This window comes from Paenibacillus sp. PvR133, from assembly GCF_017833155.1.
GTDB classification, from domain to species: Bacteria; Bacillota; Bacilli; order Paenibacillales; family Paenibacillaceae; genus Paenibacillus; species Paenibacillus polymyxa_B.
In genome coordinates this window covers 3,199,273-3,218,961 of record NZ_JAFIBS010000001.1, presented here as the reverse complement: position 1 = coordinate 3,218,961, position 19,689 = coordinate 3,199,273, and the positions used below count along the sequence as shown (strand labels likewise).

The 19,689-nt window shown below is 44.8% G+C and carries 16 protein-coding genes; 1 reads left to right on the top strand and 15 read right to left on the bottom strand.

The features are described from left to right. Positions 1-127: 127 nt before the first annotated feature. Positions 128-2,110, top strand: a complete 1,983-nt coding sequence (locus JOE49_RS14225; protein WP_209941611.1) for an LTA synthase family protein — start codon at positions 128-130, stop codon at positions 2,108-2,110. Between the two features lie 173 nt (positions 2,111-2,283). On the opposite strand, the gene JOE49_RS14220 is transcribed toward JOE49_RS14225, so the two are convergent. The 15 genes from JOE49_RS14220 to JOE49_RS14150 all read right to left on the bottom strand — a co-directional run bounded on the left by JOE49_RS14220 (position 2,284) and on the right by JOE49_RS14150 (position 19,531). Beyond that, positions 2,284-2,553, bottom strand: coding sequence for a hypothetical protein (locus JOE49_RS14220; protein ID WP_061828621.1), 270 nt, complete (start codon positions 2,551-2,553; stop codon positions 2,284-2,286). 94 nt (positions 2,554-2,647) lie between these two features. Next, positions 2,648-2,869, bottom strand: coding sequence for a YuzB family protein (locus tag JOE49_RS14215; RefSeq protein WP_007429791.1), 222 nt, complete (start codon positions 2,867-2,869; stop codon positions 2,648-2,650). Positions 2,870-2,892: 23 nt separating this feature from the next. Further along, entirely contained in the window at positions 2,893-3,195 is a 303-nt protein-coding gene (locus JOE49_RS14210; RefSeq protein WP_013309686.1) for an iron-sulfur cluster assembly accessory protein, read from the bottom strand. A gap of 261 nt (positions 3,196-3,456) precedes the next feature. Continuing rightward, positions 3,457-3,723, bottom strand: a complete 267-nt coding sequence (locus JOE49_RS14205; protein WP_023987991.1) for a hypothetical protein — start codon at positions 3,721-3,723, stop codon at positions 3,457-3,459. Between the two features lie 136 nt (positions 3,724-3,859). After that, the gene (locus tag JOE49_RS14200) at positions 3,860-5,080 is read right to left on the bottom strand and encodes a M14 family metallopeptidase (RefSeq protein ID WP_209941609.1); all 1,221 of its coding nucleotides are present in this window, start codon (positions 5,078-5,080) and stop codon (positions 3,860-3,862) included. Between the two features lie 120 nt (positions 5,081-5,200). Next, a complete protein-coding gene (gene racE, locus JOE49_RS14195; RefSeq protein WP_023987989.1) occupies positions 5,201-6,010 on the bottom strand; it encodes a glutamate racemase in 810 nt (269 codons plus the stop codon). A gap of 208 nt (positions 6,011-6,218) precedes the next feature. Further along, positions 6,219-6,542 carry a YtxH domain-containing protein gene (locus tag JOE49_RS14190; RefSeq protein ID WP_075154021.1) on the bottom strand — a complete coding sequence of 108 codons (324 nt, stop codon included), beginning with the start codon at positions 6,540-6,542 and terminating at the stop codon, positions 6,219-6,221. 96 nt (positions 6,543-6,638) lie between these two features. Next, positions 6,639-7,286, bottom strand: coding sequence for a helix-turn-helix transcriptional regulator (locus JOE49_RS14185; RefSeq protein ID WP_075154020.1), 648 nt, complete (start codon positions 7,284-7,286; stop codon positions 6,639-6,641). 8 nt (positions 7,287-7,294) lie between these two features. After that, positions 7,295-7,735, bottom strand: coding sequence for a DUF86 domain-containing protein (locus JOE49_RS14180; RefSeq protein ID WP_023987986.1), 441 nt, complete (start codon positions 7,733-7,735; stop codon positions 7,295-7,297). Between the two features lie 24 nt (positions 7,736-7,759). Continuing rightward, the gene (locus tag JOE49_RS14175; RefSeq protein WP_013309679.1) at positions 7,760-8,047 is read right to left on the bottom strand and encodes a Dabb family protein; all 288 of its coding nucleotides are present in this window, start codon (positions 8,045-8,047) and stop codon (positions 7,760-7,762) included. Positions 8,048-8,127: 80 nt separating this feature from the next. Further along, a complete protein-coding gene (locus JOE49_RS14170; protein WP_013309678.1) occupies positions 8,128-8,553 on the bottom strand; it encodes a phage holin family protein in 426 nt (141 codons plus the stop codon). Positions 8,554-8,759: 206 nt separating this feature from the next. Continuing rightward, on the bottom strand, positions 8,760-9,896 hold the full coding sequence (locus JOE49_RS14165) for a polysaccharide deacetylase family protein (RefSeq protein WP_209941607.1): 1,137 nt from the start codon (positions 9,894-9,896) through the stop codon (positions 8,760-8,762). A gap of 711 nt (positions 9,897-10,607) precedes the next feature. Further along, entirely contained in the window at positions 10,608-11,201 is a 594-nt protein-coding gene (locus tag JOE49_RS14160) for a hypothetical protein (RefSeq protein WP_023987983.1), read from the bottom strand. After that, the gene (locus JOE49_RS14155) at positions 11,198-16,216 is read right to left on the bottom strand and encodes an RHS repeat-associated core domain-containing protein (RefSeq protein ID WP_348635856.1); all 5,019 of its coding nucleotides are present in this window, start codon (positions 16,214-16,216) and stop codon (positions 11,198-11,200) included. Before JOE49_RS14155 ends, JOE49_RS14160 begins: the two co-directional genes overlap by 4 nt. 72 nt (positions 16,217-16,288) lie before the next feature. Further along, entirely contained in the window at positions 16,289-19,531 is a 3,243-nt protein-coding gene (locus JOE49_RS14150; protein ID WP_209941600.1) for a hypothetical protein, read from the bottom strand. Positions 19,532-19,689: the final 158 nt, after the last annotated feature.

Here is a 19,689-nt window from a genome sequence, read left to right as displayed (position 1 = left end):
TGTATTTTCTTTACTTAATCATTGAAATGCGCGAGATGAGCGCTATAATAATTAAAGGCATTTCGGTTTTAACATTACGTTAATATGTAGTTTATACTAGCCGAACATTTCTGCCGGAGGGGGTAAAGTGTTGGTTATTCGCACGTCCAGTGCAAGTCGCACTGGTAACACGTTCAGCAGAGTGCTGCTGTCTCGATATTTTGGATTAGGTCTGTTTTTTGTACTTATGATCGGCAAGCTCGTACTGATTCACTATAACTTGCATGCCCAAAATATTGACATGAATCCGCTGGATTATGTCATCGCTATTGGTTCTCTTTTACTTGTGAGCTTCTGGACCTTATGGCTACCACGTCGCGGACGTTTGATTGCTCTTGTGGTGCTCGATATTTTGCTCACCGCGCTCATTTATTCCGACATGGTTTATTATCGGTATTTCCAGGATTTCATTACGATTCCCGTCTTACTTCAAGCCGGACAAGTTGATTCTCTGGGCGGGAGTATCGCATCCCTTATGTACTGGTGGGATATTTTCTTTTTTGCAGACTGGATTCTGTTCATTCCGTATGTCATATTTGTGGCTTCGTTACGACGTCGACTTACAACGAATGATACTTATTTAGAAGCATCCCGAAGCTCGTTCACAAGGAGGTTCCTGCTTCGCTTCTCCAAAGGGGCATTGGCCTTCCTGATTGGCTATGTATTGACATTTGGGCCGATCAAATATTATACCTCCACATGGGCAACTGGCATATTTGTCGGCAACTGGTGGTCGATGGCCTTGTACAACGTAACCGGCTTGATCGGATTTCATGGATATGACATCTACCGCTATGGTCAGGATCACCTTGGTCCCCAGCCTACATTGGCTCAAGCAGAATCCGATAAGGATAAGGAATGGTTTAATCAGCACCAAAAGTTGCTTCAGGTTAAAAATGATCTATCTGGCAAGTATAAGGGCAAAAACGTGATGGTCATACAAGCTGAAGCGTTCATGAACTTTTTTATCGGCAAACAGATCAACGGTCAAGCGATTACGCCTAACTTTGACAAACTGACGAAGGAAAGCATGTATTTCAACAATTATTTTCACCAGACTGCGCAGGGTCGTACTTCGGACGCGGACTTCTCTACACATGCTTCGCTGCATCCGCTCCCTACTGGCTCGGTATTTATCCGTTATGCGGACCATAAATTCGATACGTTACCTTCCATTTTGAAGGATACTGGGTATAGTCCCAATGCGTTTCACGTGTACGACAGCAGCTTCTGGAACCGTTACACCATGTATAAGGCAATGAACTATGACAAGTTCTACAGTAAAAAAGATTTTAAAATAGATGAGCCACTGGGTTGGTCCCTAGGAGATAAATCCTTTTTCCGTCAAACGCTCAATGATCTCACCACCGAAGTTAAGCAGCCGTTCTACGCCTATATGGTCGGTATCTCCAGCCATCATCCGTACAACCTGTCACCTGACGCGGTAGATTTGGACGTTGGCGAGTTTGAAGGTACCATGTTCGGAGACTATCTGAAATCTGTCCATTATGTAGATGAAGCACTGGGCGAATTGGTAGATCAGATGAAGAAAGACGGACTGTGGGATGATACGATCCTGATGTTTTATGGGGATCATGACAATTCTATTAAAGACAAAGCACTGTATGAGAAGTTTTTAGGCAAGCCACTTACGGATCTGGACATGCAGAAAATCATGAATCAGGTGCCATTGCTTGTGCATCTTCCCGACGGAAGTCAGGCGGGCACGTATACGGAACCGGCAGGTCAGTTGGATCTGACGCCTTCCGTAATGCACCTACTTGGGATTTCTACAAAACCATATCATTTTATGGGAAACGATCTGTTTAGCGGGAAGCCTCGTATGGTTGTGCTGCGTACTGGTGCTTTCACCGATGGACGAGTGTACTACATTCCATCTGAAGACGGTACATTTTCCAAAGGGACCTGTTACAACCTGAATACAGGCCAGCCTACAGATGTAAACGCCTGCGGACCGGGCTATACCGAAGCTCTCAATCGGTTGAACATATCTGATCAGGTTATCACATACGATCTTATTAGCGAATGGGAACCACAAACAAAGAAGTAACTCCTTCTTTATCTAATAGACTTTCTGTGGGAGGTTGCTAACATAGCATCCTCCCCGGACTCTTTTAAGGATGCCGATCGCATACCCACCCTGTATATAACAAAAAAGCACGATCCATCAGCTTGTAAGTGCTGTGGATCGTGCTTTTTTATATGGATTGTCACTCGACTGCGCTAGGAACGTAACGTTTTTTTAGCTTGTTCAAGCCGTTGTACCTCTTCACCAAGCATGTCCTCCGCAACTTCCACTGCATCGTCACCAAGGCTATCCTTCGCCTGCTGTATGGCATGTTCCGCATGAGTGCGAGATTGCTCCGCCTGTTCAATCAGTTGCTCAGCCGGATGTGACAATGCCTGAGAGACGGCATTGTGGAGCCTGTCCACCGAGTTTTGTGTTTGAGCCTCAACGCTGTGATTGTCGAGATTAGAATCATATTGGGCCATGAGTCACTCCTCCTTCTGGGCAGTGGTCTACATCCATTAGCATGGATCAGAAGAAGGAGAACTATTCAAAAATTGCGAATGCTGCGTACTGGAGCTATTTGATAAAGCGCGCAGCCTTCTCCAATACTTCATCCTCTGTGGCCGCACTCACATAACGTCCGTTCACATATACAAACGCTCGTTTCCCACAAGGACCGCAATACGATTTGCAGCCGATTTTGATCTCGGCATCTGGTGCCATCTTTTGCAACTTGGGCAAGATCGTTTTCAAGCGGATATGATTGCATTCATCACATACGCGAATATCATTGGCCATCTGTCATCCCTCCGAGCTCCGGCTTAGTGGTCGCCGTGATTACCTTGGGAAGGGTTAGTAATGACAAATCCTTCTTCGGGGAAGTACAAGTAATCAATTTTCACACCATCCAGCAGCGGCTGGCCGTTTTCCAAAATTACGTCAATGCCTTTATCTGTAGATACGACAGTATCTGTTTCTTTAGGCGTGTCCAAATCCAGCCCGTAATGAGCATGATCTCCATGAGCATGAGTAATAACAACGCGCAGGCTCTTCCCTTGGTTCTCTTCCTTATCCAGTTCAAGTTTCAATACTTTAGCTGCGTTACGAGTAATTTTGCAGTTCATCAAACTTCATCTCCTTCATATTCATTAAATGAAATGTGGTTCATTGGATACATATCCACACCACACAACCTAGCGGGTAAAATCAACAACTCAAATAATTAGCCTCTATCCCAGAGGGAAAGAGGTACTACGGCAGCACAGCTGCGTCTGAAACATCATCATGAGCCGATAGATCACAATGATATTCAGCATAGTAAAAGGCAATATTCCTATTGTAAAGAAAATCGTGAAAAATCGCAATCACGAAATTCATAAGCTTATCTACCGAACACGTACATGCTGTTTTTCAAGCACATCTGGATATTTTCGTTCGGCACGGGTGACAAACCAATTCATAAGCAATAGCGTCACACCAATATCGTCGATGGGCATAAATGGCATGACATCAGGTAATACCCAATAGAGCAACACAGGCACCGCAAAGAGTAATTTTTCTCCCAGCGGAATCCTTGATGAAGTAATAAATCGGGGCATACGACGAAATACATGTGACCATTGACGGAGAGATAGTAATCTTTTCCACTTCATAGGTTGTTCACTCCATTTCCAATGCTCCTAAGTATATATACCCCATTGAAGGGACATGTAAAGAGGAACACTTATAAAAAACGTGTTCCTCCTAATACGTGCAAATGATTCGATACGTTTCAGTAGGCCGAATTTTTCACCATGACAGCACTGTTGCCATTAACATGCCCACTTCTGCTGTAATATCATCGTAATCACGCATGGGCAGCGGATTTACACCTAGACCGACTTCAACGGTAAACCCTGGTTTACCAAATCGCTGTATAAACCAATCCTTGTACCCTGCATCGCTCCCACCCAGCTTTACCGCCCGGTACCCTGTTGCGGCAGCTAGCCGTAAGGCCCAATCTCGGCTCTCCTTAGGCTCTAGATCCCGATAATTCCAATAGATCTCCTGTCCCTGACTGTGTATGGATAACACCATGTCGAACTGTTCGCGCTCCGTCAGATCAGCAAGCGCCTTGGACTCTGGTTCAGACAAAGGTGCAGGTCCTGCATAGTCTCGTCGAGACGGACCTATTTTACCGCGTCTGCGTACCTCTTCTTCCCAATATGCCGGAAATTGATCGTTGAGGTCGACACCACGAATATTGGCCTTCCAACCGCGATAATCAGCACGTCCTTCATTCCACTTTTTGAGGTCATGATACAACGGATGAGTTGGGAGTACACCTTGTTGCACCAGCTCTACCCCATCCGGGTTGACCATCGGAACCACCCATAGGGATGTATGCTCCAGCAAATCCTGCGGAGAACCTCCATACACCCATTGAGAGGTCCCTATATGTTCTTCAGTCCCATCGATCCCTTGTGCATATTGCTCTATAAAACGCAGCAAACAAGGCGTCGTCAGCCATTCATTAGCATGAACAGAAGCATTGGCATGAATTTTACGCGTTCCCTGCCCAATACGTACATAAGGAATATCCTTCCCCATGACACTGGTGCCAATGCTGCCAACTTCAATAAACGGATATCTGCGGGCCAAGGTCGCTAGGTCTTCCTTTAAATCTTCATATCCATACTCTCCACGTAATCGTACAATCTGATCCTGATGGTCTTCAGGAATAACAATTATTTTTCCTTCCGTAAAATCATGCTCCGCAAGTCCTGGATTGGCTAGCCGTAACTCATCAAGCTCCACACCAAACTGCTTGGCAATCTGTCTTGCATACTCACCAGGCTGAATAACGTATTTACGATCCGTAGACGGACGAATATATAACACTTGACCACTAATCAGATAGGGTTGCGTGGCGGCCCACGGATTATCTACGATCAAAGTATCCGCCGATAGTTTAAAACCCGAGGCGACCCGGTGCAATGTATCTCCTTTTTGAACGATATATTCCCTCATCTTACTACGCCCCTTCCATCTGCCTTATTGCATGTTATGCAGACGCGGCGTGTCTTGATGTAGCGAAAAGCAAAACAACCGACTTCTTTTGTCCAATGACAAAAAAAGTCAGCTGTCTCGTTAATCCAAATTGGTGACTTGCCAGACGACAGGCGTTTGGCGAATTTGCTCCCCGAGCCACTGTGCGGCAATGCGCTGGAACAATTCAGGATCGCCGGAACAAAAAAGCTGATGTACCGGCGTTTCGTCCCCAGCTTCCAACTTGCCTTTGTTATACAAAATAGTACTCGTCTCACGCGCCGTTTCATCTGCCGAGCTAATGAGCTTTACTGCAGGCCCCATGACTTCTTGAATCGTTTCCTTCAAAAAAGGATAATGCGTACAACCAAGAATCAGACAATCAATCGGATACGTTTGAATAGGTCTCAATGTCTCCTCCACAACCTGCGAAGTCGTCTTGGAGCGGAATAACCCTTGTTCCACCAATGGAACAAGCGCAGGACAAGCATGGCTCACCACGTCTACATAAGGAGACAATTGCTTGAGCGCAGCTGTATACGCTCCGCTTCGAATCGTACCGACAGTCCCAATCACCCCGACATGCCCGGTAGCCGTCGCACTAATCGCAGCACGAGCCCCAGGGTGAATGACTCCGATCACCGGAATGGATACCTTTTGGCTTATATAGTCCAATGCCGCGGCAGTAGCCGTGTTACAAGCAATAATAATGACTTTCGGATCAAATTGAATCAGAAAATCAACCATTTGCTCTGTAAATTTTTTAACCTCTTCCGATGGTCGGGGGCCATACGGAGTGCGCGCAGTGTCTCCAAAATAAATGATTTTTTCCCGTGGAAGCTGACGCATGACTTCTTTTACAACCGTCAAACCTCCTACACCGGAATCCAATATTGCAATCGCTTGCTGCACGTACACACCGCTTCCTTTTTTGTTCAAATATGAGTTGTTTCATCTCGGAAAGCTATCCGTTGCTACATACCTTATGTCGTATTCGTGTAAAAGGTACCCCAAAAGATTACCCTAAAACGAGGAAGTGATCAATAAAAAGGCTCCATCCCAACGGGAGAAGCCACGAATTCAAACTGTATTCAGTGTTTCACCTACGTTTTACAAACCGTTACAGAGCATCTTTTTCCGTATCTTCTTGACCAGTCGCTGATGAAATACTAACCTCAGGAATAATTTCACTCTTTTTACGCCATTGCCCGATTTCATGAATGACGGCTGAGGCTGTCTCCTTAATTTTGTCAGTATACTCAATTGAGGTGTCTGAAATTTTCCCCGCTAGCTCCTGTCCCTTATCACTTACGTTGCGCGCCTGATCTGTAATATTCTGACGCAGCTCACGACCAGACTTAGGGGCAAATAACAAAGCAGCAACCGAACCAACAATGCTGCCTGCCAACGCGCCTCGGATAAAACTTTTGCAGTTCTCCTTCATCATCATCTCTCCCTTGTGCCCGGGCGAATGCCCATCTGTTAGTGCATTATAAGCATGGAGAGCTTGTCATGATACAGGAAACAAGCCTGAAAAGTTTTACTTTTTTTTAGAGCGGATACGATACAGGCAACAACGGCCCCCATCCGCCAAACAATCCTCACGAACAACCTCGGCATCAAGCAGCTCCTCAAACATTTGCTGCTCGCATTCACAAGCCTTGCGGTAACGGCCTGCAATTTGTGAGATAGGACAGTTGTATTCCACAATAGAGTAGCTACCGTCCTTTTCCTCGCGCCACTCTGCCATATATCCGGAAGCATTCTGGATGCCCGAAAGCTTTTCCACACGTGAGGCCAGTGTAGTCTTCCCCTCCATGTAAGGGGCGTAGCGCTTCATCATTTTACGTTTTCTACCATCAAACAGCGAGTAAACAGCTTCCATTCCCTGCTCTTCGTCCAACTCCTCTAACAGTTCCAGTAACAGATGATCATAATTACGAGGAAACTGCTCGCTTCCCTGCTCGCTCAGGCTGTATAAAAACGTCGGGCGTCCCATAGCCTGTCTCACGATCGTAGCCACGATCAGACCATCCTGCTCCATCAATTTGAGATGCCTGCGCACTCCCATTTCGGTAATGCCCAATTGAGCTGCCAAGCTTCCGACGCCCACAGGTCCCTGGGTTTTCAATAATGTCATGATCATGCGCCTAGTGGGCATTTCGGGTACGATATACTTATCCGTCACTTTTGCCTTTACACTCCCTCGGGCTGGGGACCCAATTCCTTATTTAAATAATCATGCACGTTAGATGCAAAAAGCTCCAGCAACCCAGGCAGCTTTGGTGTAAGCGGGTGAAGGCTTGTCCGGTCCCAATGGAAGTACTCCTGTACTAGGGGTTTACGTAAGCCTACCAGCTCTACTAGCGAATGAAATACGGTATCATCCAGTACACCTTCCTCATGAATGATACCGATAATATCCTCATAGCTACTAGCGTCACGCATAATAAATCCGTCGATGATATAGCTTCCTACGTCCGTTACCGTCTCAATGGCCAGATGAAGGCAGCGCTCCTGCACTAGCCCCTGCAACAGATCGCCGTTCCAGGCAGCAGAAGTCTGGCGAAGTCCGGCGACAATGTCGGGAACAGCCCCTAGTCGAAGCTCAATTTGTTCCCGGTTGACATAATACAAGGTCCTACACCTCCAGTAATCGCTTTAGATTTCATAATCAACTGCGATAGATACATCCTTCACTTCATTCATGTGTACAATAATTTCCTGGTGCACAGGGTGTACCTGATACGTTTGCAAATCCTCCAGTGTTTCGACAACTGCGGTAAGGGAAATATCATAAGAACGTTCCGAACGAATCACATCCGTACCTACTTCGAGTGACAGCAGCTCTTTGATTTTGCCGTTCATGCTGCGCAAGATGGATGCTGTGTGCTCAATGCTTTCGGGGGAGCGGTCTTTCAATTTGAACAAAACAATATGTTTAATCATGCGTATAGGCTCCTTATCTTAAAATGTTCTCTTGAAAATTTTATCATAACGCCCCACATACGGAAAGAAACTTTGTAATTCTAGCGATCTTTTCCGCCATTTTTACCATCAGACTCCTTGTCCTTTAATAGGGCAAAAAAATTCTTGAGCTTCGGTGGAAGCGGCAGCCCCATTCGTGAACAGTTTTCCGTAATAGAGATTAATTCATTGGATAAATAAAAATACGTCGCTGCCCCTTTCATGATTTCGGTACCCATCAGGAGATCCACGTGATGCGCCAAAGAAATCACCATTAGCATTAAAGCCTTTCTCGCCAGCCCCCAAAAGCCGGCTTTACTGCTTAAACCTTGCCCAGTCTTAATTGCTGCGGCGACTCCAGTCACATAATCAACAGCCATTGCAACCGTGAATAGCACCATTAGCTGATTCCAGCCGCCAAAGGCAAACGTAATAAGGGCTCCTGCGGTAGCGCAAATCATACTAAACATACTCGGATTAATATTCATACCTCTCCTCCTCTCGGGGCGGTTACTGTAATATATGCAGCGACGTGGTAACCCGTAAAGTCATATGACCTGTGCATAGACATGAATTCATAGATTCATATAAAGCATGCTGCAAACTTCACAATTCCGAGCGAATACAACAAAAAGACACCTTTTCAACCACTATATAATGGTTGAAAAGGTGTCTTTTCTTTCATGCTATTCAATTAACGATGATCATTCCAAAAATTAAGCGGAGTCAGGTTATCATTCAACGGCTCGAACGAATATCCTTCTTTCTGCAAAGCGGCCATGATTTGTGGAAGAACCTTGATCGTAGATGGCTTATCATGCATAAGAACGACTGGTGTTCTGCCTTGCCTTTTCAATCTTCTAATATCACTTAGGACAGTCTGTACAAAATGCTCTGGATTTTTGGTATAACGCCAATCATTGGAATCGATATTCCAGTCCCAAATATGATAGCCTGCACCTGTCAGTTGATCGCGGTATGCTTTCTTCAAATATGGTTTGCTGCCATAAGGTGTACGAATCAAAGAAGTGCGTTTCCCTGTGGCCTGAAATAAAATCTCGTTATCCTGATTCATCTCTGCGAGTGCTGCTGCCGGGGATGCATAGATTTTCTTCACCTGATGCGTCATCCCATGCAGGCCCAAACCATGACCCGCCTCTACCATTCTTTTCATCACTGCGCTATGTTGACGAATTTCAGGTCCCAGCATGAAGAAAGTAGCCTTCGCATTATATTTATCTAAAATATCCAGCAGCTGCGACGTATGCGCCGTAGGACCATCATCGAAGCTCAAATAAATCGTACGGCTGGATGATGAGGCAGTTCCCTTGTTGCCTGAATTGCTGGCTTTGCCCGGCTTGACAGCTGCGTACTGTTTAATTTGTGTCGCGAATGTATTTAAAAACTGAGTATCAGACAAACTAGCATTTGCGTTCTGAATTCGATATAGATTACTTGTTGGAAGCGTAATAGTGAAGCCGAACGCATCGGTCAAAGTGCGAATTGGCACCATTGTACGATCTCCACGCTCGAACACATCCCCCTTGTTCAAATCCAGCGTAAAGCTGCGATTATGTCCAGTCAGTACCAATGTATTTCCGTTGGCCGAAGTAGAAATCCCCATCTTTTGCCCTAATGTAACGATAGGAACATACAACTTATCATTTTTCATTACGGGCTGAATGGTATTCGAATCTAGCAACACATCATTGACCCCCAGCAAAGGAGCCTTCGCTTGTGCACTCGCCGTATTCGTATGTATACCTAGCAAACCCAAACAACAGATTGCCATCAAGCATACAGCCATCCATTTTGCATTTAAAAGCTTCATTCATTACACCATCCTGTGCTGTATTTTATAATGTGCGGGAGCTATCTCTAGCTTGTCTATGAAGTTATACAGACATGACGATATAGACATGGCAATATAGACATTCACTCAACATATAGAACATAAACGCGTATGAACCGACTGAACCTGACGTCTTTTCGTTCCCCCTATATATATTAATAGATTACCAGACTATAGTAGGTAAATATAGTAAAACAATTTGAAAACAATCTCGCAACCCCACCGCCAGATAAAGTTACAAAGTTGTGAATAAATTTTGATAGAACTAGAGACTACCTGAAGAAAATGAAGGTAAGGATCGCCTCATTAATAAACCTGCACTTTGCGGAATCATAACCATCCGGCTCGCAAGTATTGAAGTTCTGTGGTACTGTTCCATAGCTCCCGAGTAACAGAAATGGATTGTATGCCTTCTCCTGTGAAGAAGCTATATCCCTCAAACGTCATAGTTATGTTACTAGATTTATAGAATTATACTGGGACGCAAAAAAAAGCACCTGAAATCACCATAAGGAATTTCAAGTGCTTTATAATCTTGTTTTAAGTTACTCTTATAGTCGTCCTTTCAGCTTTGATAATGACATAATATACACGCGTTGAAAACTGGTTATTGCTAAACAAGCGAGAATTAGTCTCGTTTGTGGTTTAATAAAGCCCCTTCTCGAAAAAAGGAATTTTTCATCTTCCTTATTATTTGGTTTCAGGAAAATTATCCTTGATTGGTGGGGTAGAGTCCCAGCTTATCAGTTTAATATGGTACTTATCAAGTAATTCATTTGAATTGGAAAATTGAGTGTTAATAGTCCTTCCATCATTTTCAAAAACCCTTCCATCTTTTTTAATGATAATGCCTTCTTGTTCAATAAAGATAGAGTCAGCAACGGTTTGCTGATACTCGTCGGTACCATCCAAATCACCCATATAGTACTCTGCAATCCCTGGATAATAGGATATTTCAATTCTGCTATTCACTTCTAGTAAAGGTAGTAACCTATCTCCGCCAGCTAATCTTTCCTTCCACTTACGATATTTTCCACGACCTTCATTTGAATCAATGCCATCATATTCACATATTAACGTATCTTGAATAACCTTTCGTTGCCCGTTAATTTCATATTCCAAACGAAATGGAAATTTCCCATATGTGATTTCAGGGTGTGAAGGATTGGGTTCTAATTGAATCCCTATGAATATTAGAAGCCAAGGTAACGCAATGAACACTATGATTGCAAATGCCAACAACAAAGGAATGCTTAGCAATAACAATGTTTTTTTCACTTTCATTTATACCCCGCCTCCTTCAAAGCTTTTTTTACTGAGCCCATTTTATGGTTTCTGACCATTTGCCAAGCCTTATATGCTTTAGAGTGCCACCACTTAATTTTATACTGCGTAGGTAAGTAAACCGTTGTTCCAGTGCCTACTTCACCCAAGGTCTTGTTCAAAATTTCGTCCTTAACTACATAATTCGTTGCTCTTGCAGTATAGTCCCTATCACTTAAACCATATTTACCTAGTGAAGGTACTGCAGGATTAAATGTAATGGCATTTTTATTATTTGCAACTGCATTTGCAATTGCTTCAGCTCCCCCTTTTGAATGACCCACCATAGTAATTTCACTATCCTTATGATTAGCCACAAAATACGAAGATTTTAAAATCGAATCTTTCATGTCATCTGAGTAACCTATTGGTTGTTGGATATCATTACCTGCATCTCCCCATGTGTCAGTACCTTTATTAACTAGTGCGAATTCTAATGTGCCTTTTTTGTATCTAGAATACACGCCTATTTTTAATCCTTCTGAACCTTGTAGAATAGTATACAATCTCCAATTACCTGAAAGTCTTGTTCTAGTAAAATCATTAAGACTTAATGTTATATCATAGACATTTTCTGCCATTTCAGCGGCTTCCATCGCAGTAGGAATATGCCCACTTGGATCAGTGTACTTCAATGGATTATTATTTGCATACGCATACCAGTTCAGGCTCTGCGGATTGCTGATCTCGCCCTGATACGTATCCTCGCCCATAAAACGGGCTGTGCCCGGATCGTACCAGCGAGCCAGCAGGTACTGAAGCCCAGTCGTGTCATCCCAATACTCGCCAGCATAACGCAGCACGTTCGGAACGGTCTCTTTGACCTTCTCCGGGCCGCCCCAGATATCGTAGCTGTAGCTATTCAATTCCTTGCCCGAACTATCACTTAGGCCTACTACATCACCGTGACCGTTGAGCTGATAATATTGCAACTGCCCGCTTACCTTGTCTTGTCTGGCCCACAGTTGACCGGACAAGTCATACACGTAAGCGTAAGTGATCTTGGCTGTTCCACCTTGGACCTCGGCTTCCGCAATCAGCTTCGCTTCTTCGTCATAGTAATACCGAGTCGTTTTGCCCCCCTCTGTACGCTCGTACAGTAGACCGTCTCCGTTATAGCTGTACCCGACCTCTTTGCCTTCACCGGTCACCTTTGTCAGACGGCTGACAGAATCATACGTATATTCAGCATTTTTCATGCCGAACACTTTGCCACTGCTTTCAGCGCTTCGGTTTCCATTCGGATCGTAGCCATAGGTCTTATTTTTTTCACCAGCGGCTTCGCTGGCAATTCGATTTGACGGATCATATCCAAACTGGTCTGTTGTTCCGTTTTGTGTACGTCCGATGATGTTTTTATTGCCATCCCGTTCATAACCAAATTGGTGTAGCGCTGTACCGCCCTGCTCCACCGTAACCCCGGACAAATCCAGTCCGTTATAGCTGAATCGCGTACTCAGCCCTCTGCTCGAAGACTGACCTTTCAGCAAACCATTAGGAGCATAATCAAACGTCATGCTATCCAATGATCCACCCGCAGCAGCCGTCGCTCCTGCCAGGCTCTGTAGATTTGCTGTACCAGTTCCACTGCTAACGTCCATTTGAGTAACTCGGCCCAAGCTATCCAGCTTGGATTGAACATGCATAGACGTGCCAGCTGCATCTGTCAGTACATAGCCTGTACGGGACTGCTTGTTGTATTCATAGTTTATTTGCGTGCCGTCCGGGTACTTCAGCCCGGTCAACGATCCATCTGTTGAATCATAGGCATAGGAGGTCGTTCCCTGCCCATCTGTCATACTAGTTCTTCGTCCTGCGTTATCGTAGGTATAATTGGTTTTAAAATCAGGTCCCGCCGCTTCGGTAACCAATCCGTCAGCGTTATATTGAAAGGTGATTGCGTCCGATTTCCCCGTCAGCATACGGGTGATGTTTCCATCTGTATCGTAAATATTTAGCGTGGTTCCTCCACTTGATTTCTCAAGTAACGTACGTCTGCCCAGCTCGTCATACGAATACACATTCTTTTGCCCATCAGGATACTGAACGGTCTTCAAATTTCCGGCTAGATCATACATATAGCTAACCTGCTGTCCGGATGGATCTGTGACCGAAGTCATTTGTCCCAGAGCATCGTAATCATAGATCATACGTTGACCGTTACCGTCCGTCCGGCTAGTGACCATACCCGCATGATTGTAAGCTAACGACTCCAGCGGCTGAAATGATCCATTTTCAGCCTCTTGTGTGGAGGTCACACGACCTAGAGCATCCGATACTTCACGTATACGGTAGCCAGAGGCATCCGTCTGAGTAACGGTACGATCCACTGCATTATACGCCACGGTATCTGTTGTTCCATCCGCATAGGTCGTCTTTACAGGTCGTCCAAAAGCATCGTAGGCGTAGCGAGTGGTTGCTTGTTCGGCATCCGTGCTTTCTACCATATCTCCATGATCATCATAACCGTAACCATAGATTGCATCATCCACCTGCTGCTGAAGCATCTGTCCGAACGGATTATACAATCTTTCAACGCTTACACCATCGGGTCCGGTAACAGTGACATCATTCGTATCATCCTTGTACACCACGACAGTTTGAGTGCCGTCCGGATAAGTAACCTTTGTTACACGCCCCAATGCGTCATACACATAAGACTCCGTTTTGCGCTTGGCATCTGTTTGGGACTTGATTTCTCCGGTCGGATAGTAATCATACGTATACTCAACACCTTTAGGCAAAAGCTGCCTTGTTGGGAGGTGAGAACCATAAGGAGAATCATAATCAATAGACACACTAGCATCGCTTCTATCGTCAATTTGAATTTTCTGGCTGCTTACATTCCCTTTTGTATTGTAAAAAGTAGATCTATGCGATAATAGTTTTCCTTGCTCTGTGCCTTCATAGCTTTTTAGCTCATACAAATTGCCCTCTGACTTGTAGGTGCGAACCGTCGTTAACGTTTTTCCTTCACTTATTTTGTTGACCGTCTGAGCGGGTTGAACCCAGAAAAAAGGCTCATTAGAGGTTTTATACGTATGAACAGTCTCCGATCCCGTACTTTGGGATATTTTCAAAGGAAGACCATATTCATTGTAGTCATAGGAGGTCGTTACAGGTTCTGATGAAGAACCTCCCTCCGTATAGGACTCTCGCATTTGCACAGGCAAATTCCAGTCCATGGCATCATTATACGTGTAATCTATATGATAGCCGGTAGAATCTCCCTCTTGATCATAGCTGTTTAGAACAAACTTGTCCGGTGCGTTATCTCCTCTAAAGACTTTACCGAAATGGAAGGTTTCCGCTGTACGTGTTCCTTTGGCAACCACCGTCCATTCAGCGTTTTTCCCATAGTTGGCTAGATCTTCTCCGGAATAGGTGAAATCAATTTTATTTAAATAACGATTGCCTGCGGTTGTACTGTACATATCAGCGCGTGAAACCACCTTGAACACGCCTTGTGTACCGTATACACCTATCTGCTTGTTAAATGCTTCATAACGAATGTCTGTGATCGATGAAGTAGGTCGTACAATTCGTGTAAGCAACGCCGATGCATTTTGCTGTAGGGCTCCAGTCTTTCCTTCACCATCTACGACCACATTAAAAGGAGCGTCCATGAATGTATACGCATAGCTTGTGCTTCTGGAAAGAGAATCCAACACTTCTGACAGCACCTTGCTGCTTCCCTCGCCACTTTGACGATAAGTGTACTGATGGTCTGTACCCTGCTCTTTAACAACAAGCTGTCCAGCATTGTAAGTGAAGTCAAGCTCTCTGCCATCATTATTTCGAATCGAACGAATGAGCTTTGCTCCACCAGAACTTGTATAGTCAAATTCCACCCGATTCTTATACGCATCCTGGATTAAAATCAAATAACCGTCCTGATCCAGAAAATAGTCGTTTCCATTCAGCACTGCTATTTTGTATGCACTGCTTACTCCCTGCACGCTTGCGCTTTGATCTGTGCTGATCTTCAGATCTTTGTATGCATATCCTTCAAGCTGCAAATCATTTTTCATTTCATAGGAGCCTGTTCCCGGCATATACAAATACCGCTTACCATCCTGTTTCTGTATATGAGGAAGATCCCACTTCCAGCCTCTTCCCAGACCAGAAGCTGCTTCCTCCTCGCGGATGGCACTGGTGTTTGTATACAACCCTTCATTTTGCTGCACACCAATCTGGTTATTTGCCAATGAACTGTTATACACACGAGTCAGTGCGAAGGGTAATGAACCCGGCAGCACCAAGTCCGTATTTTGCACGACAAGCTGCCCATAAGCGGTGGATACACCGTTGTCACCGTAATTCAGCCCATAACGTGAAGCATCATCACTTAACCTGCTTTGTGCGAGCGCCGCTTGATCAAAAGGAGCATACACATCTGTTGTAGCAGATACCTGCAACATACTTTGTTGAAGTAAACTCTGCCCGATCAGACTGTTTTCTCCTGGAATCGGCGCATATACGGAATCATTTACACGGGGTATGGATGGTATATCCATCTCAGTCGTGTCTGGAGCCGTTGCTTTACCCTCTTCCTTATCTAGCGGTTGTTGAGTTGCTTCTTCATCCTGGGCGGCCTGAGTGGGCTTTTCATCTTCCTTCAGCTCAGCCGACTCATCAGACGGTTCCGCCTTTGCATTTGTGCTCAATGTCAGTCCATTCTGCTGTACCCACAAGCTTGGACTTTGCTCCGGTAATGAATTTTCTCCACCATCTTTTTGCCAAGCTTTATAAATATCATATAAAGTATAGCCTTTGGATAACTGTGCATTGACCCAAGCCTGATCCTTACCTGTTTGCTGTGCAAGCCATGCTCTGGTAATAATCTGTGGAGTGGAAGACGAAGAAGACTGAGAAGCTGCCGCCTCTCCGTGCCCTTCTTCTCCATATGCCCATGTGCTCCATGGACCCAGCAACATTGCCATACATAGTAGACTACAAATATAACGTTTAAACACTCGCTCACCCCTATTTAATAATGCCTGTACATCTAACTATCTGTTATGTTTTTTCGAAGCAAAGACATCCTTTTAATCTGTAAAAGGAAATACCTTTTTCGTCCGTCTAATGACGTTTCCGTTTAAGTCATAATCCAATTGAATTTGATCACCGGTGAACAAAATAACTTTATTCATTCGGTTCCCTTTTCCATATTCATATGAAGTATCCTTACCAAGCGCCATATGTGCTGCCTTAATTACGGTTTGTAATGCGCCGCTATTGGTTTCTGTCAACTTCACATAAATCGTTTGGCCTGCCTTCATCTCATACTCTAAGACCGTGTAATCCCAACCATATATTTGTGCTTGCTCTGTTGAAGAGACAAGCTGGTTACTAAAATCAGGGTCCGTAAACAAGCTTACAATGGGTTGCTGCGCAGCAAAGTTGGATTTCTCCTTCACAGCAAAACGGTAAATCCCGTCTTCTTTGGGTGTAAACCGATATTTCCCTTGTTGGCCTGCCGTAAAGTCAGCTTCTTTATCTATGAGCTCAATTAGCTCGTCCAGCTTGCTGTCATCGTTATTTTTTACGGCAAACACACGATAAGGCGCTCCAAAGTTAACAGCAGGAGCAGCTGCAGCTACGGCAAGATGAATATTTGCATTAGCTGGCACTTGCTGTTGAGTATCTATCGCCTCTTTATGTTCACGAATCACTTTTCCAGCCTGATCCGTAACGGTATATTGATACGTTCCACCAGCCGCCTTCGCATTCGTCACGATAGGGGCCTCCTGACTTCCGCGATTGATCCATATCTCCTGGTTGCTGCCAGACAAAGACGTTTTTAACAACGCCGGTTCTGTGCTTGGCTCCGCTTTAATTTCATTCTTGAAATGAAAGGTCACGGCTTGCGGCGAAGTGACAGTCACAACAAGCGTATCTCCGGCTCCAAGTGAGATTTCAGGTAGAGAAGCATCCATACCTGCTCTATCCACCTTGGAATTTACACCGCTACCTTCTTCATATATGGCATAGTCGTAGAGGCGGCTTTCGTTTGAAGCATCTGTCGTTAATGAGGAAGCCTGTGAACCAGTATTATGGAATACATAGCTTTCTCCCTGCTTGACAGTGACTTGATTGCCTGTCGGCACCTGAGCATCCTCAACGTCGAATATTCCTAACACAGCTCCATAAGTCACTGGCACATCCGAAACCGTCGTTACAATGGCATATCCACCAGCCTGTACCAACGGCAATTGAGTCGTATCACTGGCCTGACTGTACACCGTACCGTCTGCCTTGTAATTCATGTAATTCCACTTCATACCGCTGACTGAAATGACATCCAGAGCCTTGTCCAAAGTGCTTACATTGATAAATTTCCGGCTTTCACCGCGTTTCAATGTAATTCGATGGAAGGCTGCCTGTGCGTTAAGCATAGCCTCTACCTTACTGCTGTAACTAAAGGTGATTGGCCGATCGGATACATTGGTGACAATGGCTTCACCGCCTGCAACAATCTCTGGGTCCACTGTATTGTTGAAATGATCTGATGTCAGTAAACGAAGCCCTCGATAGCTTGCCGAATCAAAGCGTGCACTTCCACTACTTTTGTTATGCCGCAATGAATTCGATTTGCTATCATGATTGCGGAAAATGTACGAATCCCCTGGCTCCAGCGTCGTTTGCCCGATACCATTATCATCTTCGCTGGCCTTAAAGCTCCGATAGATACCACCAAACGTGATTGGCGTGTCACTGGTTACCGTCACACTGGCCTTTTTACCTGCACCAACCAAAAAGGTTGAGTTTCCGGTATTGCGCCTGGATTGCTCTGTACCATCTGCTTTGTACAGAACCACATCATATTTTCCTTTAACGGTACTGGCTGTGCTATGCAGATTCCTCAAATGATCACTAATATTAGTAAAAGCATAACTTTCACCTTTAGACAGTGTTACGCGTAAAAAGGCAGGATCATTGCTAGTTTCCCAGGAAAAATCATCTGTATAATCAAAGATAATAGGACTCGGACCGATCACAGTCACAATGGCATATCCCGAAGGCGGGATCATGGGACCAGACTGGCTGTTAAAACCAGAGGAATTTACCGTTCCATCCGGCTTGTAAATAGCATAGTCGAACAAGCTTCCTACCTTTTTGGAGTTATTGTAGATCGGATTCATTAGCGTACCATTATTGTGGAAAATGTAGCTCTTGCCCACCTCAAGCTCCACACGGCTGATTACATCACCACCCACAGGACGAGCAATAAAATTGCGATATGGAGCCCCGTATGTAACCGGATTGGCAGTGACCTGGGTAATTACCGCGTATCTGTCCACAGCAATCTGCGGCTTCGCCGTAGTGCCACTGCCGCGTGAAGCCTCTGTTCCGTTTGCCAGATAAACAACATAGTCAAGTTTATCTTTAGATGTACCGTCACTTTCCACCGTATCCAATCGGGTTCCCACATTGATAAATTGGTAGCTTTCCCCCTGATTTAGGGTAACCCGCGCATAAGCCGGCTCGCCGGTGCTTTCTATACTGTATTTGCCGTATGGAAATCCGAAGGTCACCGCATTGGCAGTGGAACCTGTAATAATCAGTTCCTCGCCATCACCCAAAGAGGGATGAGCAATGCTATTGAGATCAGATGCGGATAAAGTTCCGTCTGCCTTGTATTTTGCGTAATCAAAACGGCGATTGTCCGCATTTGACCCATCATGCTGAATCGAACGGGCAGTCCATCCTTCATTCACAATCCGATAGCTTTCATTTTTAGAGACCGTAACTCGCTCTAGTGCCGGGTCCTCCGATGTACTGTAGGTGAAGACGTCCGTTACTTTTACGGTTAATGCTGCTGTTCCTGTATTCGTAATAAACGCTGTGCCTCCCCCAGGAACACCAATGGGGCTAATGCCATAGTCCATATGGACAGTGCTGATGTCTCCGTCCTCTTTGTAACTTACACTATCGTACAAAATGCCTTTTGATTGAGAAGCGTTGCTATATATGGACTTACTGATCGTATCTGTATTCTCGAATTCATAGGTTTCCCCAGGTTCGATAACGATTGACGTATACTCCACCGTTGCCGCCAAGCTCATCATGAGTGCATTATAAACGCTGTTTGTTACAGAAGTTGGCGGATTGAAAGAAGCTGTTCCATCAGAAAGCTCCTGTTCCTCCTGTACCAAACCTGCATGACCTTGTTGTATTCCGCCCGTTGCATTTTGTTTTTCTGCTCCTGCTTCAACAGGCAGACACAGCAAGGTGTTAATCGCTAAAATCGCCGTCAGAAACCATACCACTACCTTTTTACAAATCATCTAGCTGTATAACCTCCCTTTTTCTCGTCAAAAAAATGCATGTTGGGCTGCAAAGACCCACTTTTCTCACTGTACATCCTTACAATCGTAAGAGAAGAACATATTACCTCCATTTCCATTAATAATGTCACATTTTAATATATAGACACCTTAAACTT